This is a genomic window from [Limnothrix rosea] IAM M-220 (assembly GCF_001904615.1).
Classification (GTDB): Bacteria; Cyanobacteriota; Cyanobacteriia; order Cyanobacteriales; family MRBY01; genus MRBY01.
The window spans coordinates 1-25,286 of the sequence record NZ_MRBY01000006.1; the positions used below are offsets into that span (position 1 = coordinate 1).

At 45.8% G+C, this 25,286-nt stretch carries 25 protein-coding genes; 14 read left to right on the top strand and 11 right to left on the bottom strand.

The annotated features are described in order from the left end of the window. Positions 1–5 precede the first annotated feature (5 nt). Positions 6–704 (bottom strand): polysaccharide deacetylase family protein, encoded by a 699-nt coding sequence (locus NIES208_RS03810; RefSeq protein ID WP_084176525.1) that lies wholly within the window; start codon positions 702–704, stop codon positions 6–8. 251 nt (positions 705–955) lie between these two features. On the opposite strand from NIES208_RS03810, the gene NIES208_RS03815 reads away from it, so the two are divergent. Both NIES208_RS03815 and NIES208_RS03820 read left to right on the top strand, forming a co-directional pair. After that, positions 956–1,798, top strand: a complete 843-nt coding sequence (locus tag NIES208_RS03815; RefSeq protein WP_075889901.1) for a hypothetical protein — start codon at positions 956–958, stop codon at positions 1,796–1,798. A 608-nt stretch (positions 1,799–2,406) separates the two neighbouring features. Beyond that, positions 2,407–3,183: a cyclic di-GMP-binding domain-containing protein, MshE-related gene (locus NIES208_RS03820; RefSeq protein ID WP_075889903.1), complete on the top strand. Its 777-nt coding sequence runs from the start codon at positions 2,407–2,409 to the stop codon at positions 3,181–3,183. Positions 3,184–3,624: 441 nt separating this feature from the next. Here NIES208_RS03820 and NIES208_RS03825 read toward each other — a convergent pair whose 3' ends face one another. Next, positions 3,625–4,386: a pentapeptide repeat-containing protein gene (locus NIES208_RS03825; RefSeq protein ID WP_075889905.1), complete on the bottom strand. Its 762-nt coding sequence runs from the start codon at positions 4,384–4,386 to the stop codon at positions 3,625–3,627. A gap of 237 nt (positions 4,387–4,623) precedes the next feature. Between NIES208_RS03825 and sbcC the strand changes: the two genes are divergently transcribed. Next, positions 4,624–7,650, top strand: a complete 3,027-nt coding sequence (gene sbcC, locus NIES208_RS03830) for an exonuclease subunit SbcC (RefSeq protein WP_075889907.1) — start codon at positions 4,624–4,626, stop codon at positions 7,648–7,650. Between the two features lie 7 nt (positions 7,651–7,657). On the opposite strand, the gene NIES208_RS03835 is transcribed toward sbcC, so the two are convergent. Beyond that, positions 7,658–8,956: a sensor histidine kinase gene (locus NIES208_RS03835; RefSeq protein WP_075889909.1), complete on the bottom strand. Its 1,299-nt coding sequence runs from the start codon at positions 8,954–8,956 to the stop codon at positions 7,658–7,660. 303 nt (positions 8,957–9,259) lie between these two features. Here NIES208_RS03835 and NIES208_RS03840 point away from each other — a divergent pair, with 303 nt between their 5' ends. Further along, a complete protein-coding gene (locus NIES208_RS03840) occupies positions 9,260–9,592 on the top strand; it encodes a DUF3155 domain-containing protein (RefSeq protein ID WP_075889911.1) in 333 nt (110 codons plus the stop codon). 221 nt (positions 9,593–9,813) lie between these two features. Here the strand turns inward: NIES208_RS03840 and NIES208_RS03845 are convergent, their stop codons facing one another. After that, positions 9,814–10,353 carry a cofactor assembly of complex C subunit B gene (locus NIES208_RS03845; RefSeq protein ID WP_235641334.1) on the bottom strand — a complete coding sequence of 180 codons (540 nt, stop codon included), beginning with the start codon at positions 10,351–10,353 and terminating at the stop codon, positions 9,814–9,816. 96 nt (positions 10,354–10,449) lie between these two features. Here NIES208_RS03845 and NIES208_RS03850 point away from each other — a divergent pair, with 96 nt between their 5' ends. The 4 genes from NIES208_RS03850 to queG all read left to right on the top strand — a co-directional run bounded on the left by NIES208_RS03850 (position 10,450) and on the right by queG (position 14,324). Then, positions 10,450–11,160 carry a response regulator transcription factor gene (locus NIES208_RS03850; protein ID WP_075889915.1) on the top strand — a complete coding sequence of 237 codons (711 nt, stop codon included), beginning with the start codon at positions 10,450–10,452 and terminating at the stop codon, positions 11,158–11,160. Between the two features lie 102 nt (positions 11,161–11,262). Then, a complete protein-coding gene (locus NIES208_RS03855; protein WP_075889917.1) occupies positions 11,263–12,909 on the top strand; it encodes a SpoIIE family protein phosphatase in 1,647 nt (548 codons plus the stop codon). 3 nt (positions 12,910–12,912) lie between these two features. Beyond that, positions 12,913–13,353: an ATP-binding protein gene (locus NIES208_RS03860; RefSeq protein WP_075889919.1), complete on the top strand. Its 441-nt coding sequence runs from the start codon at positions 12,913–12,915 to the stop codon at positions 13,351–13,353. 11 nt (positions 13,354–13,364) lie between these two features. Then, positions 13,365–14,324 (top strand): tRNA epoxyqueuosine(34) reductase QueG, encoded by a 960-nt coding sequence (queG, locus tag NIES208_RS03865; protein ID WP_075890088.1) that lies wholly within the window; start codon positions 13,365–13,367, stop codon positions 14,322–14,324. A 47-nt stretch (positions 14,325–14,371) separates the two neighbouring features. Here queG and tsf read toward each other — a convergent pair whose 3' ends face one another. The 4 genes from tsf to NIES208_RS03885 form a co-directional block, all read right to left on the bottom strand. Beyond that, a complete protein-coding gene (gene tsf / locus NIES208_RS03870; RefSeq protein WP_075889921.1) occupies positions 14,372–15,028 on the bottom strand; it encodes a translation elongation factor Ts in 657 nt (218 codons plus the stop codon). A 57-nt stretch (positions 15,029–15,085) separates the two neighbouring features. Continuing rightward, on the bottom strand, positions 15,086–15,877 hold the full coding sequence (gene rpsB / locus NIES208_RS03875; RefSeq protein WP_075889923.1) for a 30S ribosomal protein S2: 792 nt from the start codon (positions 15,875–15,877) through the stop codon (positions 15,086–15,088). Positions 15,878–16,149: 272 nt separating this feature from the next. After that, complete coding sequence (locus NIES208_RS03880; RefSeq protein ID WP_075889925.1) at positions 16,150–16,845, bottom strand: M41 family metallopeptidase; 696 nt, start codon at positions 16,843–16,845, stop codon at positions 16,150–16,152. 10 nt (positions 16,846–16,855) lie between these two features. Then, on the bottom strand, positions 16,856–17,449 hold the full coding sequence (locus NIES208_RS03885) for a molybdenum cofactor guanylyltransferase (RefSeq protein WP_075889927.1): 594 nt from the start codon (positions 17,447–17,449) through the stop codon (positions 16,856–16,858). 161 nt (positions 17,450–17,610) lie between these two features. On the opposite strand from NIES208_RS03885, the gene NIES208_RS18480 reads away from it, so the two are divergent. The 5 genes from NIES208_RS18480 to NIES208_RS03905 all read left to right on the top strand — a co-directional run bounded on the left by NIES208_RS18480 (position 17,611) and on the right by NIES208_RS03905 (position 21,411). Next, positions 17,611–18,036 (top strand): hypothetical protein, encoded by a 426-nt coding sequence (locus NIES208_RS18480; RefSeq protein WP_139324980.1) that lies wholly within the window; start codon positions 17,611–17,613, stop codon positions 18,034–18,036. Further along, positions 17,969–18,682, top strand: coding sequence for an ABC transporter ATP-binding protein (locus NIES208_RS03890; RefSeq protein WP_075889929.1), 714 nt, complete (start codon positions 17,969–17,971; stop codon positions 18,680–18,682). Before NIES208_RS18480 ends, NIES208_RS03890 begins: the two co-directional genes overlap by 68 nt. 256 nt (positions 18,683–18,938) lie before the next feature. Further along, the gene (locus NIES208_RS03895) at positions 18,939–20,207 is read left to right on the top strand and encodes a hypothetical protein (protein ID WP_075889931.1); all 1,269 of its coding nucleotides are present in this window, start codon (positions 18,939–18,941) and stop codon (positions 20,205–20,207) included. A 144-nt stretch (positions 20,208–20,351) separates the two neighbouring features. Further along, the gene (locus NIES208_RS03900; RefSeq protein WP_075889933.1) at positions 20,352–20,828 is read left to right on the top strand and encodes a SufE family protein; all 477 of its coding nucleotides are present in this window, start codon (positions 20,352–20,354) and stop codon (positions 20,826–20,828) included. 76 nt (positions 20,829–20,904) lie between these two features. Next, positions 20,905–21,411: a hypothetical protein gene (locus tag NIES208_RS03905; RefSeq protein WP_075889935.1), complete on the top strand. Its 507-nt coding sequence runs from the start codon at positions 20,905–20,907 to the stop codon at positions 21,409–21,411. 123 nt (positions 21,412–21,534) lie between these two features. Here NIES208_RS03905 and NIES208_RS03910 read toward each other — a convergent pair whose 3' ends face one another. The 3 genes from NIES208_RS03910 to NIES208_RS03920 all read right to left on the bottom strand — a co-directional run bounded on the left by NIES208_RS03910 (position 21,535) and on the right by NIES208_RS03920 (position 24,595). Further along, positions 21,535–22,587: an Mrp/NBP35 family ATP-binding protein gene (locus NIES208_RS03910; RefSeq protein ID WP_075889937.1), complete on the bottom strand. Its 1,053-nt coding sequence runs from the start codon at positions 22,585–22,587 to the stop codon at positions 21,535–21,537. A 53-nt stretch (positions 22,588–22,640) separates the two neighbouring features. Next, positions 22,641–23,531, bottom strand: a complete 891-nt coding sequence (gene crtR, locus NIES208_RS03915; protein ID WP_075889939.1) for a beta-carotene hydroxylase — start codon at positions 23,529–23,531, stop codon at positions 22,641–22,643. A 263-nt stretch (positions 23,532–23,794) separates the two neighbouring features. Beyond that, a complete protein-coding gene (locus tag NIES208_RS03920; RefSeq protein WP_075889941.1) occupies positions 23,795–24,595 on the bottom strand; it encodes a glutathione S-transferase in 801 nt (266 codons plus the stop codon). 114 nt (positions 24,596–24,709) lie between these two features. Between NIES208_RS03920 and NIES208_RS03925 the strand changes: the two genes are divergently transcribed. Next, positions 24,710–25,072: a single-stranded DNA-binding protein gene (locus NIES208_RS03925; RefSeq protein ID WP_075889943.1), complete on the top strand. Its 363-nt coding sequence runs from the start codon at positions 24,710–24,712 to the stop codon at positions 25,070–25,072. Positions 25,073–25,286 lie beyond the last annotated feature (214 nt).

The following is a 25,286-nucleotide window of genomic DNA, read 5'->3' on the forward strand; positions in this document are numbered from 1 at the left end:
CTGGGTTAGTAATGGAACCATCGTTTCAACGACATTGCTTTTACTACTTCAGCATACTCATTCCCGGAGAGCCGAATTTTTGCGGTTCTTTTCCCTCTCTCTCCACCGTCATGCAAGACAACAATTGACCCCGGACAAACATTCCATAAAATGTGATTTACCGCAAAATTCACTGACCGAATATGCGTGTCATAGGGAAACACATCCCCAAGGGCGATCGCCAAACCCTGTTTTTTCGCCGTTTTGATCATCTGGCGACTGTACCAACCCGATGCCGGACGAAACCATCGCACAGGCGCAAACTTCGAGATGATTTTTTGAGCTGCTAATAAATTCGTTTCAAACTCTGCTGCACTGAGGAAAATACTCGGTCGATCCTCCATCATGTGATTGCCCAGCTCATGACCTGCAGCGGCGATCGCCTCCACAATATCCTCATTATTTTTAACCTGATCCGCAATGATAAAAAATGTCGCTTTCACATGATGTTTTGCCAAAACCTCAAGGATTAATGGCGTGGTTTCACGGTCTGGCACATCATCAATCGTCAGGGCGATCGCCTTTTCATTTGTATTCACAAAATAAACAACCCCCCACGAAACCGACTGAATGATTCGCAATAACCACCGCGGCTGCGCCCACAAAATTCCAGCAATAAATAAAAGAATCCCAAAACTCAAAAAAGCCAGTATTACCCAACTCATCACAATCACCTTTATAGTTCAACAGCATTATGAATCTTGGAAAAACAAAAAGGCGATCGCCCCTCCACGCCATATCCCCTAAAAAATCCAACTAAAGCACTAGCTATTTCCACCTCAAGTTTGTAGAAAAGTCCCAACACTACGAATAAAATAAACAAGTGTTATCTGCTACGTAGCATTTTTGATTAGAGCAATCCCTTGATGTAGCAGCACCAAATTGTTTTACTACGGACGAGATCCCCTGTGAGGATATGAGCGCATCACCCGAAGAATCCAAAAACGACGCAAACGAGTCTTACGAAATAAACAATAACCAAACAACCGAGAACCAAGCCCCCGACAATCTACAAGACGCGGGGGAACCCATACAGCCAGTTTATTTCCCACCAGAGCCGATCATCGAACCAAAGACCCCCCAAACACCGCCCCCAGAAACAACTCCAACAATCATTCGCGCAACCGAAACCAGCCAGAACAACGACGACAATATCGGAAATATTTTATCCAACGTCATTACTCCCTCTTTCCTCGGCGGTGTTGGTGCAGTTGGTCTGATCGCCATTGGTTTAAATGCCCCTCGCAAACAGGTACAGATCACCCCAGAAGACGGCACGACGACCGTCTCCCAAGATTATTTACCCTCTGTAAACCTAGGAGTGGGAACAGAATTCTTTTTGTATAGTTGCATCGTCGTCATGCTAGCAACCTTAATCGGCTCCACGGGTGTTTTATCTTTAAATGGTGTACCGAAAAAAGAAGAGCGAGCCAAAACATGGCAAATCGGCATTATCTGCGCATTATTCTTCCCCACTGCGATTTCTGCCATCATCCAAAATCAATTTTTAGGAGGTCAGCAAGCCTCGGTCGAAACTTTAATTGCCGAGCAGGAAGAAAATTTAGTCCTGCAAAATGCGACCATTGAAGAGATTCAACTAGAACTTCAGCAAGCCCACCGGCAGTTGCGTCTCAGCACAGAAATTATTGCTGCACCAGAACTGTATTCTTTTCCCCAACAAAATCTTGTCATTGGCAACCAGCAGTCGATCGCCGAACTTGATCGCTTACGGATTGAGCTAGAAGAAATGAAAAAGTAACCTATAGTAACCGAACAAATAAATAATAAATGAACGGCGTTATAAATTCGCCACCATCTAATGCATCACTATCTAATTTGTCACTATCGAAAAACCCATTCACAAGGATGATATTTCCGTAGTCACTGGTGGATATGTCTTGCTTAATAAAATACCAATTCGTAAAATAAATTGTGCGCCACCTTAAGACTGCTTTAATTTGTCCCGCCCAGTTTAACGAAGGCTCACACACGCATGGGAATGAATCTAACGGTACACATTACTAGGACGGCGATCGCCCCCCTCATGCAAACTTATAGATTTAAACTCACAAACCCAAACTCACAAACCCAAACTCACAAACCCAAACTCATAAATTTCACAAAAAACATAAAAGATAAATTCTTGTATTAACCAAAATTTGAATTGCTAGGATCTGCTTTTAAAATAATGATATGCCCATGTTAGGCTAACCATGAACAAAAATTTCAGGGTCATATTGTTAGGTTTGGTAGCATGGCAAAAAATAGACAATAAGATCTACCATTACGGCAATCTCAGGTTCAGGATTTCCGAAACTTAATAACAACCTAGATTTTGGCGATCGCTCAAACGCAAATATTCTACCTATGAGCAACGTTACAGACACATTAATTAAAGCGGGACTGCTCAATGAAGTGCAGGTACAAGTTGCTCTGCATGACCAAACGCTCCATCCCGACATGCGCATCAGTGAGATTTTAGCGTTACGGGGTTGGATTGCCGAAGAAACAGTGGATTTCTTTGACCTCGTCTGGGCGATGCGCATTAAACAGACAGAGCGACAACCCATTGGCCAATATTTCATCGAAGCGAGATTAATTACCGAAGCACAGGTAGATGATGTCCTCGCTGAACAAAAAATCAGTAATTTGCGTTTCGGTGAAGTCGCTATCTTGAAGGGTTATCTCAAGGAAGAAACGGTTCGTTTTTTTGTGCAACATCTTTTCCCAGAAAATCTCAAGGTTAAAAAAGTTTCACCTTTATCACGCATTACCCAGTCCACCCATAGTCAAGCGCAACGGCGTACGATAACGAATGAGGACACCATGCAGCAGACGGAGGGAGCCGTAGCCGAAACGAAGCAGCAATATCAGCAGCAGCGTCCGCGACCTTTTCCTCCTAAGCCAGCCAAGCGCAAACTTGCGACCCGCAATTTACTTAATCGACTCAAACAGCAGGTACAAAGCAAAATTACGGAAGTGAATAAGTCCATCCAGACTCCTGAAACGCCTCAAAAATCTAGTAATCGACCTGCGCCACGCCCTAAAAAACCGGCTCTTCCCGATAACTCGTTTTCGACATCTTTTGATTTGTCTGATGCGGATGATTTAGATACCGATGATTTGGATCTCGATAATTTGTAGTCCGGATTTTTTGGTCATGTCTTAGGGATGAGTGGGTGCTTTACGCTTCAAATTTGGGTCTTAGGTTTAACGTGAGTTTTGCTTAAGCATGCTCGGAAGTACGACGCGGTGAATGGGAGAGCGAAAGATCGGGAGATGTTTCTATGCAAACAATCCTCGCTTTCAAAAAATGCAAATTTTCGTTGCTTCCCCGTGTCTCTCCCTCTCCGTGTCTCCTTTTCTCTAAAGAATTTTGGCTACATTCTTATCCATAACTGACGTTAGGTTTAGGTCAACTCGTAGTGATGGCCAAGGCTAGGGAGATTAGTACAAAGGTCTTGGGGTTCAAAAGTCAGGGATTTTTCCTAAGGTTTTGTTTACGTTGCGAGAGTTGCAGCAATCCTCAAGTTTTTAGTTCTAAGCTTATTGGCTTTGACGATGGCTTTGGCGATGATGGGAGTCTTAGAAGAAGAGTCGTAGCAACATTGTTGTAATGGTGCCGACGACATTGCCAAAGCTGTTACCGGAGCCTGTGTCTGGGTTGAGGGCGAGTTCTATTTGTTCGGTGAGGCGATCGCTGGCCTCGACACCGACGGTGGAGCCACTGGCGGCAAATAGGGTACGGGCAAAGTTTACATCTTGTTGTGCTCGATAATAGTCTTTGAGCTTGAAGTTGGCGATCGCCCGTGAGAGATAAATAGCACCATTGTCGGGGGCGAATTTAGCAGCCTGATTGTAGTAGGCGATCGCCATGCGGTGGTTACTACTTTCTGACTCGATAAAACCCCATTGGTAAAGGCGTTCAGCGGATGTCGTAGAATCCATCAGACCCACAGCACGGGTAATGTAATAGGTATTTAAAGAAGTATTTTTAAAGTTAGCGCCAGCAAGATAAGCACCCCGTAGATCTGCGCCGTCGAGATTTGCGCCTTCGAGGTTTGCTCCGGCTAAATTTGCCCCAGCGAGGGAAGCTCCAGTCAGATCTGCGCCGCTAAGGTTTGCCATGCTGAGGTCGGCACGACTGAGATTGGCCTGCCGTAAATCTGAGCCACTGATGTCTGCGCCCCCTAATTTGGCATTGACCAGACCTGTAGAAATAAGGCTACAGTTGTTGCACCGTCTGGTGGACAGGAGTTGGCTGAGATGGGTTAGGTTCTCCGCTCGGGTCACAGGGGCGATCGCCAACATACCGATTAGGGAAGAGAGAAGTAGGGATTTTTTCATAGCAATCTCAAGGAATGTGACCTAGGCATCGTAGACGGTATCGCTGTTAAAAACGTTTCCAAAACAGCACAATGCTTTCGCTCATCATAGCAGTCGTTTTTCATCGTCTTCTAAATTGCCCAAAACTCATTAGGTTTCAGTGCATTACAGAGGCTGATGCTACGCCAAGATCGAGATAACATAGAGCTTTGAGCGTGACGATAGACGCTTCCACGCAACGACCCAGGCGATCGCTTCATGACTCCCCTTAAACTGACCCTCCAAAATTTCCTAAGTTATCGTGATGCCACGCTAGATTTTACCGGCTTTCACACCGCTTGTATTTGTGGCGTTAACGGTGCGGGCAAATCCTCATTATTAGAAGCTGTCACCTGGGCGATCTGGGGCAAAAGTCGTGTGGGTTCAGCAGACGATGTGATCCATAGTGGCGAAACCGATGTGCGGGTGGATTTTGAGTTTGAAAACAATCAACAAATTTACAAAATTATTCGGATGCGATCGCGGGGTAAAGCGGCAGCATTGCAATTTCAGGTGCGCTCCGAGTCTGGGAATTTTAAAGCGCTCTCCACTAAAGGCATTAAGGATACAGAAGAGTTTATCGAGCGGGAATTAAAGCTTGATTACGATACCTTTGTGAATTCCGCCTATTTGCGTCAGGGAAGAGCCGACGAGTTCATGTTGGCAAAACCTGCTAAACGTAAGGAAATTTTGGGTAATCTCCTGAAATTAGAGCAATACGAAACCCTTTCCCAGCAGGCAAAGGAGCGGGCAAAGGAATTTAAAATCCAAGGGGATGTCCTCGAACAAAGCCTCGAACCCAAGCAGATCAAGCTAGCGACGAGACCATCGGTAGAAACGGAGCTGGAAAATGCCAATCAGGCGATCGCCCAACTAAAAACCCAGCAGGAACAAACCCGCAACAAACTCAAAGAACTCCAAAAAATTGCCCATCAGCGGCAGACATGGAAGCAGCAACTCTCGTTGCAACAGCAGGATTTACAACGGCGTGAGGCAGAGCTAGCCAGATTAGGTCAAGATTTAGGGCGATCGCAGGCAGAATTAACGAACAATCAAGCTTTACTCGACCAAGCTGAAACGATTAATCAACAATTTGACCATTGGCAAGCTTTGCAAACCGCAGAAGATGCCTTCGCTGCCAAATTTCGCCAGTACCAAGAACTCCAGCAGCAATATCAACAAACGGAGCAACAGCTCCAGCAACAGGAAGGCACGTTGCAAATTAATATTCGGCGGACGCAGGCACGCTTAGAGGATTTAGGGCAGCGACAACGCGAAGAAGAAAAAATCATTGCTGAAGCACCAAAAATTGAAAAAGCTCTCGTTTCACTGGAAAAAGCGCGGGTAGAGTTAAATCGCCTCGATAGTTTGCAACACCAAGTTTCGCCGTTATTACAGCGCCGTTTAACCCTTGAGAACCAAATCGTGCAAGCCTCAGAAAAACTCAAAGTTCGCCTAGAGTCTTTATCCAATGACCGGGAAAATCTGGGTCAGCAAATTGCCCAAATCCCCGAACAGCGGGAAAAGTTGCAACATTTAGACGCGCAACTGGTGGAGCTGGACAAAAAGAAAACCTACCAGGATCGCGTCCGTAACAAGCGTTTAGAGCAGGCACAACTAAAAGAGCGGTTGCAAGCGAGTCAGCAAAATTGCCACCAGCAGCTAGAGGAATTGCAACAAAAACTCAGTCTGCTACAAACGCCAGATGCCACCTGTCCCCTCTGCGATCAAGATCTTGACCATAACCATCGCGAGCATGTCATCCAGAAGACTCAGGACAAGCAAACGGCCACTGAAGCCGAAATTTGGCGGTTAAAAGAACAACTTTTGCGGTGTGATCAAGATTTAAGCAAGTTTGAAACTGAGCTGGGCGAACTAAAAATTGAGCTGGATAATTACGCTGCTTGTGAACAGCAATTTTTCAAAATTGAGGCGGAGCTAGAGCGGAACAACAATATTCAAAAAACCCTGCAAAGCCTAGAAGTCGAAATCAATCAACTAGGGCGATCGCTGAACCTTGAGGCCTATGCCGAGGATTTGCGGGCAGAACTGAGTGAAGTTAAAACTCAATTAGAAACTCTGCGCTACGACGAACGGAGCCATGCGATCGCCCGCGAAGATGAAAAAAAATGGCGCTGGGCAGAAATCCGTAAAAGCAAAATTGATGATGCCACCCACCGCCTAGCAAAAATTCAGCAGCAACAACCGGAATTGCAAGCACAACTCCAGCAAACGGAACAAGAGTTAGCGCAACTGCGTGCCCATTCCCCTCTGCAAACGCAACTAGAACACATTGCTGCCCAGATTACCGCCCTCGATTACAACCCAGAACAGCACCAAGCCTTAACCCAACAAATTCGTAATGCCCAAGTGTGGCAACTGCGTCACCAAGAACTACAGCAGGCGATCGCCCGCCACCCTCAACTAGAAACGCGCCTTGCAGAACTCCAACAAGCCCAACAAGCTTGTCACAAAGATTTCGAGCACATCGAAACGCAAATACAAACAACACGAGAGGCGATCGCCAAATTTGCGGATCATGGTAGTGAAATCGAACAGTTGGAAGCCCAAATCCAGCACCGCCGCCAAGAACTTGATCATTTATTGGCTCACCAAGGTCAACTGCAACAATCCCTACAACAACTCCAAACCCTTGCCGATGAATACGAAGACAGCAAACTAGAACTCGCCGAAATTCGCCGTCAACACCGCATCTATAAAGAGCTAGGCAGCGCTTTCGGGAAAAATGGCATTCAAACTTTATTAATTGAAAATGCCCTCCCGCAATTGGAAGCAGAAACCAATCAAATCCTGTCGCGCCTGACGGGTAATCAGTTTCATGTGCAATTTCTCACCCAAAAAGCTCGCAAAGGAACCCGCAAAAAAATCACGTCGAAAATGATTGATACCCTCGATATCGTCATCGCCGATGCACGGGGAACTCGCCCCTACGAAACCTATTCCGGTGGCGAAGCTTTTCGGATTAATTTTTCCATTCGCCTCGCCCTCGCCAAACTCCTAGCCCAACGCTCTGGCATGGCATTACAAATGTTAGTCATCGACGAAGGTTTTGGCACACAAGATGCCGAAGGTTGCGCCCGACTCATTGCAGCCATCAATGCGATCGCCGACGATTTTGCCTGTATTCTCGCCGTGACTCACATTCCCCAATTTAAAGAAGCCTTCCAGAGCCGCATCGAAGTCTTTAAAAGTAAACAAGGCTCCCTCCTTCGCATCAGCAACTAAACGTTAATTAACTGGCAGCTTTAAGCCACAACGTAAAGGTACTGCCCGGCAGTTCATCTGTTGTGGGTAATCCTAAACAGGGACTATCTACCTCTAAATCCCCATCCATTTTGTGGACGAATTCTGCGGCGATCGCCAAGCCCAGACCCGTGCCCGGAATTTCACTTTCAGCCTGCACACCACGGTAGTGCCGCTCAAAGATCTGATCTAAATCCTGAGCCGGAATCCCGTAGCCAGTATCATGTACAGACAATTGCACCGCCTCACCCATCCGCTGTAACTGCAACAGAATCACACCATTGGAAGGCGTATATTTAATGGCATTTTCAACAAGATTTGAAATCACCTCCGTTAGCGCCTGGGCATTACCCCACACTTGAAACACATCCGAGGCAATGGCTGTCTGTAAAGTGATATTCTGCTCAGCGGCGATCGCCGCCATGGACTCAATAATGGGTTGGAGGAGCTGTACAAGGTCAATCATCGTCAGCGGAATCGACTGCGCCAAATTTAAAGTGCCAGTCTTTGCCATAGACCCAGAGGACAACTTATCCGGTGGTAAAGCCAAAAGCGAACCCGACGGCAACCTTTGAATTTGCGCATCAAGGAAATTAACCTCCTCCCCAAACTGATGCAACATGTCCTTCAGGCGATCGCTCTCCCGCACCACTCCCGCCGCCGCCGCATAATTACGATCATCCATCTCTAGGCGCTTGAGCAATAATTTTCCGAACGTACCAATGGCCATGGTGGGATTTCGCAGTTGGTGCAATAAATCATGGAAATGCTCCTGCTCCACCTCCTGTAAATGTCGCTGTTGCGTTAGCTGCTGGGTTGTCCAACTTTTTTGCTGATCGATTACACAAGCCCAGCTCAAACTTTTCGTAATCATCTCAATCTGAGCAATTTCCGGCGATCGCCAACCACGATCCGCACGTCCCGTCGCCAAAATCCCTAAAATCAAATCCTCATGCAATAACGGAAACGCCGTGGAAGAATCCGTGATCGCCTCAGTCCTCTCTGGCGCAAACCCCGTACCTGCCAGCTCCCCCGCCGTCAATGTTTGATCAATAAGAGTCGCCACATCATTGGTGCCAGCAAACACCGTTTCATGATCAGCCTTCAAGACACGCTCCGGATAAGAACTCACCACCTGCAACTCTATTTCTTGATCATTGTGGTTGGGCTGCGCCAAATACAACACACTCCAGTCCGCACCCAAACTCATTGTCAACAGCTGAAGCTGTTGCTGACAAAGGGCTGTAAACTCGACACCCACCGGCAATAATTGGGGAAATGTGGTCATAGGCGATCGCCGAAAATCTATCCAATCGTAATCAGTTGCGAATTACATCATAATTCGGACTTATCTTTTTCCGCATCCAACACAATTGATGCAGATCGCAGAGAAACTTAACATTCTATTTATACCCTGCACCAAAACTCCATGGTGTCGGACAAGCAAGCAAAACCCCTACCATATAAATGTCACTTTTTTACGACTTTTTTCAAATTTAACTTGCTTTTAAAAATTGTTCCGGATATACTTTGCTCGAAATTCTGTGACCTTTGTTACAGTCGAATTTAAGCAAGACTAGGAGGTATCGGGTTGGCAAGAAAACGTAAACGTAAAAGTCGCCGTCGTCAGGAAGGAAGAAAGATTCTAGAGAGTGTCCCTCAGTACAATATCGAGAGTGGCGAAGACAAACCAGTAACCGCAGCACGCAAACACATTGCGGCTAACGGCATTGTTCCCCCCGCCGTTGTCATTGTCAAACGTAACGAGCACACCACAGACCGCTATTTTTGGGCGGAAAAAGGATTATTTGGTGCCCAGTACGTTGAGGAGAATCATTTCCTATTCCCCAGTCTGCGAGTGCTTTGTAATACCGACGACAACGAAGTATCTGAAGCCAAAGTCGCAGCTTCCAGCAAAGCCTAAGTCAGGGCATTGTTCATTTATCTTTCACTATTTTTTTATTGCATTTCCCTGTAAGTACCCACCCATGACCCAGATTCAGTGACATAAATCTGGTCAGGGAATATTTCCCAGAGAACGCAAACAAAAAGAAACCCTTGGTAAAGCAATCCTAGTTGTATAAACTAGGATTTTTTATTGTGCCGGCAAACAATTACTCCGCGGAGTAGGAAAAACAACATTGCCTAGGCTTCATGCAGGCGATAAGGCACAACTTGACGCAGGAGAATCAGCTCATCACGGTGGGCTGTCACAAGGATGCGTTGGGTCGGTGTCTCTGTAATGGGTGTTTCTTTTGTAATTTGTAAAACAACCTTTTCCATTTTGCCAGCCCGTTTCCAATAGAAGAAGCCCGCAGCCGGTGCCAATAGGGTAATACCAAGAAAACCAAATCCGACCGGGGGATATAGCAAGGCCAAAACCAAGGCCACACAGGTTAGACCTAGAGCTGTCAATAGCGAGAGAAAGACGGCGAGAAATCCACTGGGCGGGACAAAACCTTGATAGGTAACGACATTATTCACGCCATCTATATCTGTAATTTGATAGGCGCGTTTTTCAAAATAGGTTTGGAGTCTTTCAAAGACTGATTCTTCCGGCTCCGTCGCGATAAACTCCATTTGTTCGGTACGGTCTTTTAGGGAGGCGCGAATAAAGAAAAACAGACCAACCATGAGTAGGAGGGTCAACATTAGGGTTGAAGTAATTGCAGATTGTTCAAGCACGGTTTTCAGGAAAAATCACGACAAGATCCGTCTAAGGTATCCCTATCAATGTATATCGATCATGTTATATTTTGGGGAAATAGTTCTGATATACCCATGGGAAAAATTCGCGTTGTTTTAGTCGAAGATCATGATCTAACACGGATTGGTTTGCGGACATCTCTGATGCAATGTGCTGATATTGAGCTATTGGCAGAAGCGAACAATGGTGCTGATGGGCTGAAGTTGTTACGTGATTTAAAACCGGATTTGGCGATCGTTGATATTGGTTTGCCAGAGCTTGATGGGGTTGAAGTGACGCGACAGCTTAAGGAAGAATTAGAAAAAAGCCCTGGTGGTAGCGATACAACTAAAATTTTGATTTTGACTTTGCAAGATGATCGCGAAGCGGTGTTGGCGGCCTTTGCGGCGGGTGCGGATTCGTACTGTATGAAGGATGTCACTTTTGATCATCTCGTGGAAGCGGTGAAAACGACTTATTCGGGTAATAGTTGGATCGACCCGGCGATCGCCCGCATTGTCCTCAATCAAGTACAACTGCCCGGTAACGGCACGGAAGCAACCATTGCCATTCAGGCAACATCCCCTGAGGATCAGCAGCTGCTGGAAAGTTCACCATTGACGGAGCGGGAACTGGAAGTTTTACAGCTCATTGTTGATGGCTGTAGTAATTCAGAAATTGCAGAACGTTTGTTTATTACTGTCGGTACTGTGAAAACCCATGTTCGTAATATCTTGAACAAACTTTGTGCCGATGACCGTACCCAAGCCGCGGTTAGGGCGCTACGTTCTGGCTTAGTTGGTTAATTTATTTAGTCGGTTTATTCATTTTGTGAGAAGAAAGATACGATTGGTAGCAAAGGAAAGTGACTAAGACTTGATGCGATCAATTGTTAAGATTTGGAATCTATGAGCGTCTCGAATACCAATAAACTTAAATTAATGGTCGTAGACGACGAAACCGACAATCTTGATCTGCTGTATCGTACTTTTCGTCGCGAATTTAAGGTTTACCGTGCCACCAGTGCTTTAAAAGCTCTAGAGGTTCTAGAGCAAGAAGGGGAGATGGCGATTATCATCTCGGATCAGCGCATGCCTGTCATGAATGGCACTGAGTTTCTCAGTCGCACGGTGGAGACTTATCCTGATACGATTCGGATTTTACTGACTGGTTATACGGATGTTGAGGATCTCGTTGGCGCGATCAACTCCGGCAAGGTATTTAAGTACATTACGAAGCCTTGGAAGCCCGATGATTTGATGTCAACGATTCATCAGGCGGCAGAGACTTATGAGGTCGTGAAGCAGCGCACAAATCAGCTGGAACGCTCATTGCGGCAAGAAGAGCTGGTTAATTCTTTAATTCGAGCAATTCGGGAATCGTTAGATTATGAAAGTACGCTACAAACGATTGTGGCAAGACTTAGTGAAAGTTTTGGTGCTGATTATGGTGTTCTCTATCCAGTGATGGAAGGTCAACCGCCTCAATTGTCGCCAGAAAAGTTTGCCCACCCCCAGCCAGAGCCGCCTTTAGATGAAGATACTGGCTTAACGGAAAAAGCGTTATCTAGTGGCGATCGCCAACTAGAATTATGCGTGACGGATCAGTCGTGGTTACAACTGGCAGTACCGCTGATTTGGAAGCAGAAAACCTACGCAGTCCTCACCTTTTGGCACAATATCGAAAAGCAACCTTGGACTGATAATGATCTCCAACTTCTCAATGCCGTCATTGAACAGTCGGCTCTGGCGATCGCCCAAGCCAAGCTATACCAAAAAATTCAGCAACAAACCCAGCAGATCCACCGCGAACTAGAAGTTGCCCGCCAGATCCAACATAATCTTTTACCCCAAACCCTCCCCAAATCCGATGTCGCAAAAGTGCAAGGCTATTGCCTACCCGCACGCCAAGTCGGGGGAGACTTCTTTGAAGCCTGTCAAGACAACCATGGTAACCTTTGGCTAGCCGTTGGTGATGTTTCCGGCAAAGGGGTTCCCGCTGCCCTATTTATGGCGAGCGCCCTATCAACCCTACGGCAGCAACTGAATCAAACAACGCCCCCTGCCCCAGAACAAATTTTGGCGAATCTCAATCGGGCAATGGCAGATGATTTATTTAATAGCAACTGTTTTATTACAATGGTCGTGGCTTGCTACCAAGCAGAAACACAAAAACTGATCTACGCCAACGCTGGGCACATTTATCCGATGCTATGGTCTCACCAAGAGCTTTCTTCTGATAGCCAACCCACCTATCTCAAACGGCGGGGCATTCCCATCGGTATTTTGCCGGAATGGCAGGCAGAAGCTGGTGTCCTCAATTTACGACCCCACGATGTTTTATTGATTACGAGTGATGGCATTACAGAAGCGACGGTCACGAAGCCAGAACTCCGCCAAGAGCGTAATAATATGCTCAATCAAGAAGGTCTATGGCGTTTAATCCAGCAAAATCCTGAGCATTTTGATCTGTATGAGCTGCTCGAACGATTTAATGAATCGACCTACACTGAGCAGGAAGACGACCAAACCATTATTTCTTTGGAGGTCATGTAAGGTATGCGTACTGAACTCCAAATTCCTAGTGATTTAAAATTTTTGACTGTCGTTGAGACATGGCTTTTAGATTGTCTACAGGCAGAATTAGGCGATCGCATTGATTGGACAAAACAATCAAATCGCCTTCGCCTTGCCCTTGTGGAAGCCTACTCTAATGTGGTGCGCCACGCCCATAAGGAACAGCCAGAAGTTCCTATTTTGCTACGTTTAGAACTCAAAGGTGAAGATTGCACCCTAGAGATTTGGGATTCTGGCAACGGTTTTGATTTATCGACCTATCTACCTCCAGAGCCGGGGACTTGTCAGGAGGGCGGCTACGGTTGGTTAATTATGAAACGGTTAATGGATCGGGTGGAATATCAGCTCCAAGTGAATGGCAAAAATTGCTTAAAGCTGGAAACGCGTTTGCCGTCAAAAGGCAGTGATGCGGCAGGCAAGTGAAAAGGAATGCGATTGATAAACAGACCCAACGGATTAAGGCGCAAGGGTTGGCGTTGGGATTTCATAAAATTGGGATTGCGGCGATCGCCCCGGTCGATACAGAAAATCTAGAACGCCTCAACCGTTGGTTAGACAAAGGTTTCCAAGCAGACATGGCGTGGATGGCTAGCCCAAAACGACAGGACATCCGTCGATGTTTACCTGAAGTGAAATCAGTCATTGCGGTCGCATTAAACTACTACACCGATCATCAACATTCAGCAGATCCGGCGATCGCCAAAATTTCTCGCTACGGCTGGGGGCGTGATTATCACCGCGTTTTAACGAAGCGCCTCAAGGCTTTTTGCCATTGGCTCAGTATTGAATTTCCAGCAGATCAACACCGCTTTTATGTCGATACAGGACCCGTTCAAGACAAAATTTGGGCGGAGCGAGCGGGCTTAGGTTGGCAGGCAAAAAATAGCAATGTCATTACCCGTGAATATGGCAGTTGGGTCTTTCTGGGGGAAATTTTAACGACCCTAGAATTAACGCCCGATAAACCCCACACAAACCATTGTGGCACTTGCACCCGCTGCCTTGACGCTTGTCCGACGGGGGCGATCGCCAAACCCTATGTGGTAGATGCCAACCGCTGCATTGCCTACCACACCATCGAAAATCGCGCCGAAGATCTCCCCGAAACCATCAAACCTCATCTGCAAAATTGGGTAGCAGGCTGTGATATTTGCCAAGATGTCTGTCCATGGAACCAGCGTTTTGCCAAAGAAACAGACATTCCAGATTTCCAACCCTACCCGAAAAACTTAGCCCCAAAACTTACTGAGTTAGCCGAGATAACCGACGAAGAATGGGGCGATCGCCTGATTGGTTCAGCACTGCGACGCATCAAACCCTCAATGTGGCGACGTAACGCCAAAGCAAACCTTGAAGCCCAACAAAAAACCTCCCCCAGAGATGGAGAAGGCTAAATATATTTCAATTAATAGAATGTTGAATTAATAACTCGATTGGCAAGTTACTTACCCATTTGAGCTGCAACTTCAGCCGCAAAATCCTCTTCCTTTTTCTCGATTCCTTCACCAAGCACAAAGCGTTGGAAACGACGAATTTGGATATTTTCACCAATAGTTGCAATCGTGTTCTTAACAAGCTCACCCACCGTAAGATTTTGATCACGAATATAGGGTTGATCCAACAAAGAAAGCTCTTTAAGACGCTTGGCAATACGACCCTCAACAATCTTTTCCTTGATGTTTTCAGGCTTACCATCGAGGTCATCACGACCCATTTCGATTTCGCGCTCTTTATCAGCAATCTCAGCAGGAATGTCTTCAACCTTTACATATTGAACATTAGGACATGCCGCAATTTGCATCGCAATGCCCTTCGCTAGATCCTTGAAGATATCACCACGAGCAACAAAGTCAGTCTCGCAGTTCACTTCAACAATGACACCGATGCTACCACCAGTGTGGATATAGCTCTCAATTAAGCCCTCAGCAGCAACACGACCTGCCTTTTTCTCAGCAGAGGTAATGCCCTTCTGACGAAGCCACTCGATTGACTTAGAGACATCGCCATCAGTTTCTGATAGAGCTTTTTTACAGTCCATCATGCCTGCGCCAGTTTTATCGCGCAGTTCTTTTACAAGCTTTGCAGAAATTTTTGCCATTTGCTGTTTACCAAAAAATGTTGGGGCAATCCAAAAGGATATTACGCTGATTTGAAATTATTCTTCACTGGAAGTATCAGCAACTTCTTCAGTAACTTCTGCTGGAGTCTCAGCGATTTCTTCGATGGCTTCATCGAATTCCTCGTAGGTCTCATCCTGTACAGGCTGACCATGACGGCCGGTGTAAATTGCATCAGCAAGCTTACCAACGATCAATTTAATGGAACGAATCGCGTCGTCGTTTGCGGGAATGGGCAAATCAACGGTTTGGGGATCACAGTTTGTATCTAGCAAAGATACAATCGGGATGTTGAGTTTACGGCATTCTTGAATCGCATTGTGCTCACGACGTTGGTCGATAACAACAACGATGTCAGGAATCTTGCGCATATTTTTGATGCCGCCAAGGTACTTCTGGAGCTTGTCGAGTTCACGACGGAGCATGGAAGCTTCTTTCTTGGGACGACGGTCAAGGTTACCGCTATCTTGGAGGGCTTCTAGTTCTTTGAGGCGCTCAACACGGGTTTTAATTGTTTCCCAGTTGGTGAGCATACCACCAAGCCAACGTTGGTTAATGTAGAAGGCTCCGCAGCGCTTCGCTTCTTGGGCAATGATGCCTGCTGCTTGACGCTTGGTACCGACGAATAAAACACGTTTGCCGCTTTCGGAAGCTTTTTGCATGTATGCATAGGCTTCTTCAACGAGCTGGGCGGTTTGAACGAGGTCAATGATGTGTACGCCGTTACGGGAAGTGTAGATGTATGGGGACATCTTAGGGTTCCAACGACGGGTCTGGTGGCCGAAGTGAACACCGGATTCTAATAGTTCTGCAAGAGAAACTACGGGCATATTCTTTTAACTCCTTTTCGGGTTAAACCTCCATCTGGGGACATTTCTTTGGCGAAACACCCGAAGGATCCCAGATGTGCGTTTTTTTAGACAACTTTAAAAGGGTAGCATAATCGATTCATGATTCTTTCTCTTTTTATGGCGATTTTATGGCATCGTCTTGTGACATCTCCGAGTAATATTCGGAATGATTAATTAAGAATGGTTTTGAGATGATGCCAATTTGAATGGCGCAATTTTAAATATTTAAATACTTATAATACTTGTAGGGTTTATGGGGCGATCTCCTCTAGTTCGGAAGAGGTTTCGCTAATGACTTGATAGCATTCTTCTAGGGATTTACGTGCCGCCATTGCCTGAACGAGGTTTTGATAACTTGCTTGATTACGCTCTAGCAAATTTGTCGCCTGTAATGTTGCCCATTTTTCCCGCTGCTCGTGGACGGTAGAAGGGACACCAGCTTTGACAAGCATCTGCCGCAATTGTCGTCGATCTTCAAAGCCACCTTGATCTTGCTCGAATACTAAGTTTTCGGCGGCGATCCCAGCCATTAAAGTTGTGCTAACCCGTTCTACTAAAAGATTAATTTGCTGCTTTTTTTGTAGGGACTTTTCAATCGTTTCGAGGTCAAAGTTTACGCCCCCCAAACCGCCTTGGCCTTGTTTGATGGCTTCCCAAGGGGTCAAGCTATAGCCAGTAATGGGAATTCCCAGTAGGTAGCCAGCTAAAAAGTGTCCTGCCTCGTGCTGAATAACGCGTTTACGCTCTGCTTCTGGGGTGAATAAATCGAGAAAAACCATCATGCCCCGCCCTTGCAATTGAAAGGTATCTACGGATGCAATGCCCATAATGAAAACGGTGATGCCTGCTGGCACAAAGGGTGAAATGTGGAAAATGCCACCAAGGAGGCTTGTCATGGTCATCAAAAATACGCCAATGGCAATGAGATTTAGGGCAGTTTGTTGCATGGGAAAGCGTTTAAGACTGGGCTTTCAGGGTAGCGAAATCTTCTGGGGTGTTGCAATTAAACAGCATATTTTTTGTGTCTAAGGTCAGCTCGTAAATGTTTTCGGTGATGAGCCATTTCTGAAAGGAGCGATCGCCTGTTTCTTGATATTTTTCTAATGATTTCGCCACTGTGCCGCGATAGAAACCGCATAACGGCTCATAAAATCCCGCTGTATTTTTGACCAATGCAACATCATAGGTTTTTGGAATTTGAGGGAGCTGCTGCGCCCATTTTTGCAACTGTTCAAGTTGTAGATAGGGTAAATCACAGGCTAATAATAAAACCCAATTATTGGTTGGTTTGGTCTTAAGAAATTCCGTAAAGGCCACTAAGCCGCCTTGTTGCTGGGTATCGTCACACCATCGGATTTTTTTAGAAAATAAATAGTCATATTCTTGCCGCCACGGAGTGTTTATCCAAACAGTGTGGGAAAGTGGGGCGGCGATCGCCACCGTTTTTTCGAGTAATGGCACATCGTTAACCATGAGCAAGGCTTTATCCCGACCCATACGACGGCTTTGTCCACCCGCCAAAATCAAACTTGTTATTTTAGAGCTTGTCATCAGAAATATTATTTATTTAAGTTTTGCCTAATCTGGGTCTATTTAATTTGTTATTGGTAGCGTTACAGAGCGGTTAATATCATGCAATTTTTCATTGGCATTGTCCTCATTTTTCGGTGCGCCTCCTGCACCATCACCAAAATGTAATTTTTACCAAAGGTATGGTTTTTATTAAAGGAATTCTTTGGGAGAGTTGGTCGCCAATTTCCCAGCACTTTAACGGCGATCGCCCCATGTGCGAATTGGATTGCTTTCGTTTGCTAACATCAGAGGTAAATTCAACAGAAGCTGCCACCCATAGTGGTGTAACAGGCTCTAATTCCCTAGTAAATGCCTTGTCGGTGTCTAATCTCGCCCAAGCGAGCATGCTCCATCGGAAAACGGTAAAAACACTGCGATACAGACAAAAGCCATTGGTGGAAAAAGTCACTTGCATCGGGGCAGTGGCCAACTCGATACAATATCTTTATAGCCAAACTTTGCTTCTTTACTCGGTAGCCGACTGGGCGATCGCCACCCATGATAAAAATCCAAGACCTTTTCAAAATCTATGGCTCCGGAGAAACCACAGTTTACGCTCTCCGTAATCTCAATATCACCATTGCCACCGGGGAATATTGCTCAATTATGGGAGCTTCTGGTTCCGGCAAATCGACGCTAATGAATATTATTGGCTGCCTTGACCAACCGACATCAGGTAGTTATTTCCTGAATAATGAAAATGTTGCCACCCTCAGCGATCGCCAACTCGCCCTCATCCGCAACCAAAATATCGGCTTTGTTTTCCAGCAATTTCATCTATTGCCCCAAATGAGCGCCCTCGAAAACGTTATCCTGCCGATGATTTATGGCAATGTCCCTAGCCAAGAACGTCGAGATCGTGCCGTTGCAGCCCTTACCAAGGTAGGCCTCGCAAATCGCCTCCATAACCGACCGAATCAGCTTTCCGGTGGACAACAACAGCGCGTGGCGATCGCCCGGGCGATCGTCAATGAACCCTTACTTCTCCTCGCCGATGAACCAACAGGCGCATTAGACTCCCGTACAACCCACGAAATCCTCGAACTTTTTGGAGAACTCCACAACACAGGCATGGGAGTTGTGATGGTTACCCACGAAAACGAAGTTGCAGTGCAAACAAAACGTATTATTTGGCTCAAGGACGGTGAAATCCAATACTCCAATCTCACCCCCGACGAACTGCGAGACGTTGCCCTTGCCCAAACCTTCTAGCCCAGAAGCGAAAACCATTTCGACACAAATGAAGAACAGGATCATCGCACACTTAATCAATCACGAAAATAAACAGGCACTTCTCAGAATCCTTTGTACAATCGTAAAATAGCTTTAGAATTCAAGAAATTACCGGAAAAACTGACAAAAAACAGTTAAAATTTGTCGAATTTTTTTCCATCCCTTGATACACTTCAAGCAGCCTATCCTCTTAAATCTTTAGTCTGTGTCGCCTCACGTCTAGATTCACGAAACTATGAGCCACCAAAATCCCGATTCACAACAGCCGAATCCCCTCGAAACCGAGGCTTTTTTAGAAGACACCTCTTCCCAAACTATTGATGTCTCCGCAACGGCTGCTGGCTCCGAATCTGATGCTATAGCCTCTGATGACATAACCATAGAAAATTCCAACAACACGGCGATCGCCCCCCCAAGCCCCGATCTCGACATCGAAAACGACGGCTTTTTGCTAGCCCGTAAACTCAGACAACACAATCGCGAACTTGTAAAAACCGTTGTCCAGCTCGAACAAGCCCTCGCCGAATCCCAAGAACGACTACAGACACAAATTGCCCGCTCTCGTAACGCCGACAACCTCCTTGACCAGCAAGCCGATAACCTCACAGGTAACCAAAGTGAAATCGACCGTCTTACCCAAGATCTACAATTAGCAAAAGCAGACGTTCGTGAGCACCGCAACATGATGAACGAACTCAATCAGACTTTAAAAAGAAGCCAAACCCAACTGGCTCAAGTCGAGCGTGAATGCACATTACTACGGGAATCCTACGACGAACAGCAGCAAAAATTAGTCGCCGCAGAGCAAGAAATCCACGACCTACAAGCCCGCCTCCAACGCCAACAACGCTACGCCATTCAATACAAAACAGCCTTAGAAAAACAAGGGGTAAAAGTCGAAGACATCACCAATCCCCCCATTACCAAGACCCCCATCCCAAAGGTCAGTCGCATCAAACCTTGGTCTGAGCAAACATTACAACCCAAGCCTTCATTTTCCTCTAGTACTCCCACCGTAAATCTCGACGAAATGGAGTCCGTCGAGATGGCAACCGAAGAGCTCCCAGCAGAACCGATTAAAGCAGAGCCGATTCAAAACGAACGAGAGACCTCACCGAATGTAGAACAGTCTTCACTTGTCTTGCCACCGGATGTAAACGAAGATTTAGAACAACAACTCAAAGCCCTAGAAGCTGAAATGGCAGTAATGTCCCAAGAGGCAGCGACTCCGCCACAGACAAACAATTTACCTAAAGATATTTTGCAATTTCCCCAGTTCCAAGACATGCCCCAGCAAAATATTTCACCTAATATTTCACCTAGAATCAGTAGCCCATCACCAGTATCGTCCACCATCCAGCGACCAACACAACAGATGGCCAGTGCATCCTTGCCAAAACCGGCACAACAAAAAAATTGGCCTTCTCCCACCTTAAACCCCCTACGTACAGCAAAGAAGCGTGCATCCCTTGCTGCTGTTGAGTTACCCTCCTTTAGTCGCTAAATATAGTCGCTAAATAATAGTTTTATTCGGCGTTGTTCCGTCTTAAATTTACCTTCTCGGTGTTCCCTACCATGGCGATCGCCGAGTTTTTTTTGTCACAATACTACGTAGAATAGTTATCATTTGACTCTCACTATTGTCGCTATGTCATCAGCTTTACCTGCAAATCTTGCCAAAATCGTTAGTCGTTTTAAACGCAAAACCGATCCCAAGCAAAAATATCAACAGCTATTGTGGTATGCCAACAAGCTTGAGCCGATGCCAGAAGCAGATAAAAATCCCAACAACAAAGTGCATGGATGTGTGTCCCAAGTCTTTATTACCGCCGACTATGCCAACGATAAAGTCACTTACCATGGCGATTCCGATGCCCAGTTAGTGAAAGGATTAGTTGGCCTTTTGATCAACGGCCTCAACGGCCTTTCTCCAGCAGAAATTATTGCAGTTAAGCCAGACTTCATTGAGGAGACAGGTTTGAGCGTTAGCTTAACGCCGTCCCGTGCCAATGGCTTTCTCAATATTTTAAAAATGATGCAAAAAAAAGCCAATGGATTTGCCGTCGCGACAAACACCGACGAAACACCTGCAAATGCAGCGGAGACAAACTTCTCAAATGTTTAGCAATATACTTAAATGAGAAGATTTTTGATATCATTTACACAAAGTAATGTTGTTTGTTGAAAATTAATTTAAATTTATGGCACTCTTCGGATTATTTGGCGGCAATAAAAACGAACCCCAAAAAGGCGACTTCTTCCTTGACTTTGAAGAAGCTCAAACCTTGGGCGATACCGAGTATATGAAACAGCCTAAGACAATCAAGCGCACATTCCCTAAGATCAAGGGACAAGAGGGGAAAACTATCATTTCCCAGGTTTCCTCGGACAAAATGCGCAATGTAGATCCCAACCAAGTTCCTTCTCGTTCTACATCCTCTAGCAGTTCCTTCTCTTCTAGCTTTGGCAGCGCTAGCTCTTTTTCGTCCTCTAGTAGCTTCGGTAGCACTTCTTCCTCTAGCTTTAGTTCATCAACTCCTGCTCCTAAGCCTGCAGCTCCTGCTCCCACTGTCCAAGAAACAAAGGCACCTGAGCCTGTAGTAGAAGAAAAGAAATTTGAGCCTCCAGCACCGGCACCTAAAGCTTCTAATCAAGTGGATACCAGTATGGATATGTTCCGCAGCATGGCGAAAAAGATTAAGCGTTAATTTTGGCTCAAATCAAGTTGAACCTTAAAAACAATTAAGTAAAATTTCCGTCTATGGAAATATGAGAAGGGAAGAGCCACATGGCTCTTTCTTTTTTTCGAATACCTGTGTGTGATGTGAGTTTTAGGCGACGGCTACAACAGAAACTTTAGCGGCGATCGCCTCAGCGATAGAAACTAAGGCTTTTGCAGAAGCAGACTCCGGCTGAGCTACAACAATTGGTTGGCCGTTATCTCCACCTTCACGCAGGGCAATCTCTAGAGGCACACAGCCCAGTAGGGGTACATCTAATTCTTTTGCAGTCTTTTCGCCGCCACCAGAACCAAACAAATCGTATTGCTTCTCCGGCATATCAGGTGGAATAAAATAGCTCATATTCTCGACAATACCAAGGAGATTCACCCCCATCTGCTGGAACATCTTCAGACCACGGCGAGAATCCAATAACGAGACGGTTTGGGGCGTTGTCACAATAATCGCTCCCGCCATCGGTACAGCCTGAGCCATGGTCAACTGAGCATCACCTGTGCCGGGGGGCATATCAACCAATAAATAATCCAATTCACCCCAATTGACTTGATACAAAAACTGCCGCACCATGCTGTTGATCATTGGGCCGCGCCACATCACAGGCTGGTCAGGGTCGATCAAAAATGCCATCGAAACAAACTTTACGCCATGGTTAAACTCTGGCTGTAAAACATCTTGTCCGCCACTTTTATCCACTTTTAGCTCGACTTCACCGACACCCATCATATTGGGGACATTCGGCCCATAGATATCGGCATCTAAAAGACCAACCTTTGCACCGCTCTGGGCAAGGGCGATCGCCACATTAACAGCAACACTGCTCTTCCCGACACCACCTTTACCACTAGAAATCGCAATAATATTTTGGACATCCTCAATACCCTGGGGACTCGGCAGCGGCTTAGGAATCGCGACTACTTCAATCTCTACGGTGTCAACCCCCTCAAGCGCCATTACAGCCTTTTTACAATCTTCTACAATCAAATCCTTAACCATCCCCGTAGAGGTGGTTAAAGCAAGGGTAAAAGCAATATTGCGACCGTCAATGGCGATATCCCGCACCTTACCCGCTTCCACCAAGCCTTGCTTGCGTTCGGCATCTTTTACAGGTTTTAGAGCATCAAGAACTGCTTGAGAATCAATCATAGTATTAGCGGCAATAGGAAAATAAAGAGAAAAGTCAATGGCGGAAAAATCAATTATTTAGCATCAGATTTCGAGTGAAAACGAATGCCCACAAAAATATCGTAAAGGAATCCAAGAAAATCTTTGCCCTTCAAAAGACCAAGGGATTGGGGAGATTCTTTTTGGTCGAGGAGGGGCTTAATGTGATAGTAAGCAGGCTGGTATTTATACCAAGGAATGGAAGGCCAAAGGTGATGGACGAGGTGATAGTTTTGACCCAAAATGAGTAGATTAAGGAGCTTACTGGGATAAACACGTGCATTTTTCCAGCGATCGCGCTCCTCAAAGGGACGATGGGGTAAATAATCAAAAAACAAACCCAAGGCAATACCGACAACCAATGCCGGTACAAACCAAAAATTCATGATGTACCCAATAAAACCGTAATGAATACCGAGATACACAATGATGCCAAGAAAGGCGCGACTGAGAAACCATTCGAGGAGTTCATAGTTTTTCCAAAGACGACGCCTAAAGAAAAAGAATTCATGGTAGAAAAAGCGAGCAGCAATCATCCATAGTGGGCCACCGGTAGACACAAAATGGTCGGGATCATTTTCAGGATCATTAACGTGGGCATGGTGTTGGAGATGAACCCTAGTAAAAACAGGAAACGCAAATCCCAACATCAAGGCACTGGCATGGCCTAAAACAGTGTTAACGGCACGATTACTGTGGGCGGCGCGGTGGGAAGCATCATGGATAACCGTTCCAGCTAAGTGCAAGGCTAAAACATTTTCACAAAAGCAAACCCAATCGTACCAACCCCAAACCCAATATCCGCACACAGATGTAGCGATCAAAACCACGGCGATGATAACCATCCACACGTTTGGGTTCATACCGCTGGGTGGGCGTAGATACTCCTTTGACATTCTGAGTGATGACGTAGCCGCCGCCGTCATAACTGTCTATGCTCCTTACTTAAAATGCTCAATTTTTTTTGATTCTTGCGTAGTTTACAATACTTAAGCCTATTTCATAAAGCTTGATGTCTGAGATACACTGGTGTCATTTTATGGTACAGCCTTGAGGATATGGGTATTTCAATATATTTTTCCCTCTGCGATAGGAATCGGGAAGGTAGGGCGATCGCCCTACCTATGATGACAAAAGTGCAATCTTCAACAACTTTATTTGCTAGATTCAGTCCGGGGTTATGGTTCCCCTAATCAATCTCGATCGTCATGGGTGAATCATTATCAGATTTTGTTTGACTGCTGCCACCAGATTGCTGACGGAAATCTAAGTAAAGGCGATCGCGCCACTCAAAGAAAGGCGCATATTCAGCATTATCTCCGAGCCCTGGAATCCCTTTACCCTTGAGATATTCAGGAATATCAAGGTAGTCACCACCGGGGAACTTGAGCAGGATACTCAGAGCCGCCACGCTAAAATCTGCCAGAGTCGGCTGCTCACCCAGTAAGTAAGGTTGATTTTGCACAATTGCAGTTAGGGCTTCCAAATCCTGCTTTAGACCCCGTTGGGCATATTTAACAGCATCGCCACCCAGACCAACACCAGAGCCAAAAAAGTCCAGAACATCACCGGGAACAGCGCCTAAAAGATTTTTGAAAAAACCGGGGACTTCCTTTGGCAAAATAGAAGTTCGAAAATTTGGATTTTGATTTAACGCACCAACAAAAGCTGTACGACCTTTTAAACCGATCGATTCATCAGCCCATTCTTCCATAATGAGACATTGGGCACGCTGGATCGAATCAACGGGCACAATGGGTTTCGCGGGGAATTTACGATCAAGATAAAAAGCAATTTCTGTAGAATCACTAATTACAGTGTCACCATCCTTGAGCACAGGCACTTGGCGCTGGCCGGACATCTTGTAGAGATCTAATTGGCCGATACCGGGAGTAACTTCAATTTTTTTGTACTCTAGACCTTTGTAATCGAGAATAAGACGAATTTTTTCGGAAAATTGCGACAGTTCGAACTGATATAGCTCTAGCATTGTGACTCGACTTTGTTGTAGGTAAATCAATCACACCATACAAAAGTTCTTCAGAAATTGCTACGGATAACTGTGGCAGAATAAGGGGAGATCATTCGTACAAAAATATCAGTTATGAGCATCAATATCGTCAATTTAGTGGGCAGAGTCGGGACTGATCCTGAGGTTCGCTATTTTGAATCAGGAACAGTTCTCTGTACTCTGACACTGGCAGTCAATCGCCCTACGAGCCGTGACGATAAGCCAGACTGGTTTAATTTGGAGATGTGGGGCAAAACAGCAGAGTTGGCTGCTAATTATGTAAAAAAGGGTCGTCAAATTGCCGTGCAAGGATACCTAAAAATAGAGACGTTTACGAATCGCAACGGTTATGAATGTTCTCGTCCGGTAATTCGGGTGAATCGTTTTGAGTTTCTAGGTTCTCGCCGTGATGTTGATCCGAATGCGGTAGGGAATTACGAAGGACATGAGTTTTAGGGGTTAGGTCGGTTTTCCAATGGTGGGCGATCGCCTATCGTGATCGATGTATGGCGACCGACTGACTGACAACCTCAGAGATGAAAAATCTCCAAGCATCATCAAGATTAGACGCTCAGAGACTTCGGCAACAATTTCTTTCTTAGGGGTTATTATGCCGGATCTTCCGGCGAAGTGTGATGGGTGGTACAGCCCCTTAACCCCCCCTACTCAA

Coding starts and splice junctions, on each gene's coding strand:
- NIES208_RS03810 (WP_084176525.1), bottom strand. CDS start 704: ATGAGTTGGGTAATACTGGCTTTTTTGAGTTTTGGGATTCTTTTATTT.
- NIES208_RS03815 (WP_075889901.1), top strand. CDS start 956: ATGAGCGCATCACCCGAAGAATCCAAAAACGACGCAAACGAGTCTTAC.
- NIES208_RS03820 (WP_075889903.1), top strand. CDS start 2,407: ATGAGCAACGTTACAGACACATTAATTAAAGCGGGACTGCTCAATGAA.
- NIES208_RS03825 (WP_075889905.1), bottom strand. CDS start 4,386: ATGAAAAAATCCCTACTTCTCTCTTCCCTAATCGGTATGTTGGCGATC.
- sbcC (WP_075889907.1), top strand. CDS start 4,624: ATGACTCCCCTTAAACTGACCCTCCAAAATTTCCTAAGTTATCGTGAT.
- NIES208_RS03835 (WP_075889909.1), bottom strand. CDS start 8,956: ATGACCACATTTCCCCAATTATTGCCGGTGGGTGTCGAGTTTACAGCC.
- NIES208_RS03850 (WP_075889915.1), top strand. CDS start 10,450: ATGGGAAAAATTCGCGTTGTTTTAGTCGAAGATCATGATCTAACACGG.
- NIES208_RS03855 (WP_075889917.1), top strand. CDS start 11,263: ATGAGCGTCTCGAATACCAATAAACTTAAATTAATGGTCGTAGACGAC.
- NIES208_RS03860 (WP_075889919.1), top strand. CDS start 12,913: ATGCGTACTGAACTCCAAATTCCTAGTGATTTAAAATTTTTGACTGTC.
- tsf (WP_075889921.1), bottom strand. CDS start 15,028: ATGGCAAAAATTTCTGCAAAGCTTGTAAAAGAACTGCGCGATAAAACT.
- rpsB (WP_075889923.1), bottom strand. CDS start 15,877: ATGCCCGTAGTTTCTCTTGCAGAACTATTAGAATCCGGTGTTCACTTC.
- NIES208_RS03880 (WP_075889925.1), bottom strand. CDS start 16,845: ATGCAACAAACTGCCCTAAATCTCATTGCCATTGGCGTATTTTTGATG.
- NIES208_RS03885 (WP_075889927.1), bottom strand. CDS start 17,449: ATGACAAGCTCTAAAATAACAAGTTTGATTTTGGCGGGTGGACAAAGC.
- NIES208_RS18480 (WP_139324980.1), top strand. CDS start 17,611: ATGGTTTTTATTAAAGGAATTCTTTGGGAGAGTTGGTCGCCAATTTCC.
- NIES208_RS03890 (WP_075889929.1), top strand. CDS start 17,969: ATGATAAAAATCCAAGACCTTTTCAAAATCTATGGCTCCGGAGAAACC.
- NIES208_RS03895 (WP_075889931.1), top strand. CDS start 18,939: ATGAGCCACCAAAATCCCGATTCACAACAGCCGAATCCCCTCGAAACC.
- NIES208_RS03900 (WP_075889933.1), top strand. CDS start 20,352: ATGTCATCAGCTTTACCTGCAAATCTTGCCAAAATCGTTAGTCGTTTT.
- NIES208_RS03905 (WP_075889935.1), top strand. CDS start 20,905: ATGGCACTCTTCGGATTATTTGGCGGCAATAAAAACGAACCCCAAAAA.
- NIES208_RS03910 (WP_075889937.1), bottom strand. CDS start 22,587: ATGATTGATTCTCAAGCAGTTCTTGATGCTCTAAAACCTGTAAAAGAT.
- crtR (WP_075889939.1), bottom strand. CDS start 23,531: ATGACGGCGGCGGCTACGTCATCACTCAGAATGTCAAAGGAGTATCTA.
- NIES208_RS03920 (WP_075889941.1), bottom strand. CDS start 24,595: ATGCTAGAGCTATATCAGTTCGAACTGTCGCAATTTTCCGAAAAAATT.
- NIES208_RS03925 (WP_075889943.1), top strand. CDS start 24,710: ATGAGCATCAATATCGTCAATTTAGTGGGCAGAGTCGGGACTGATCCT.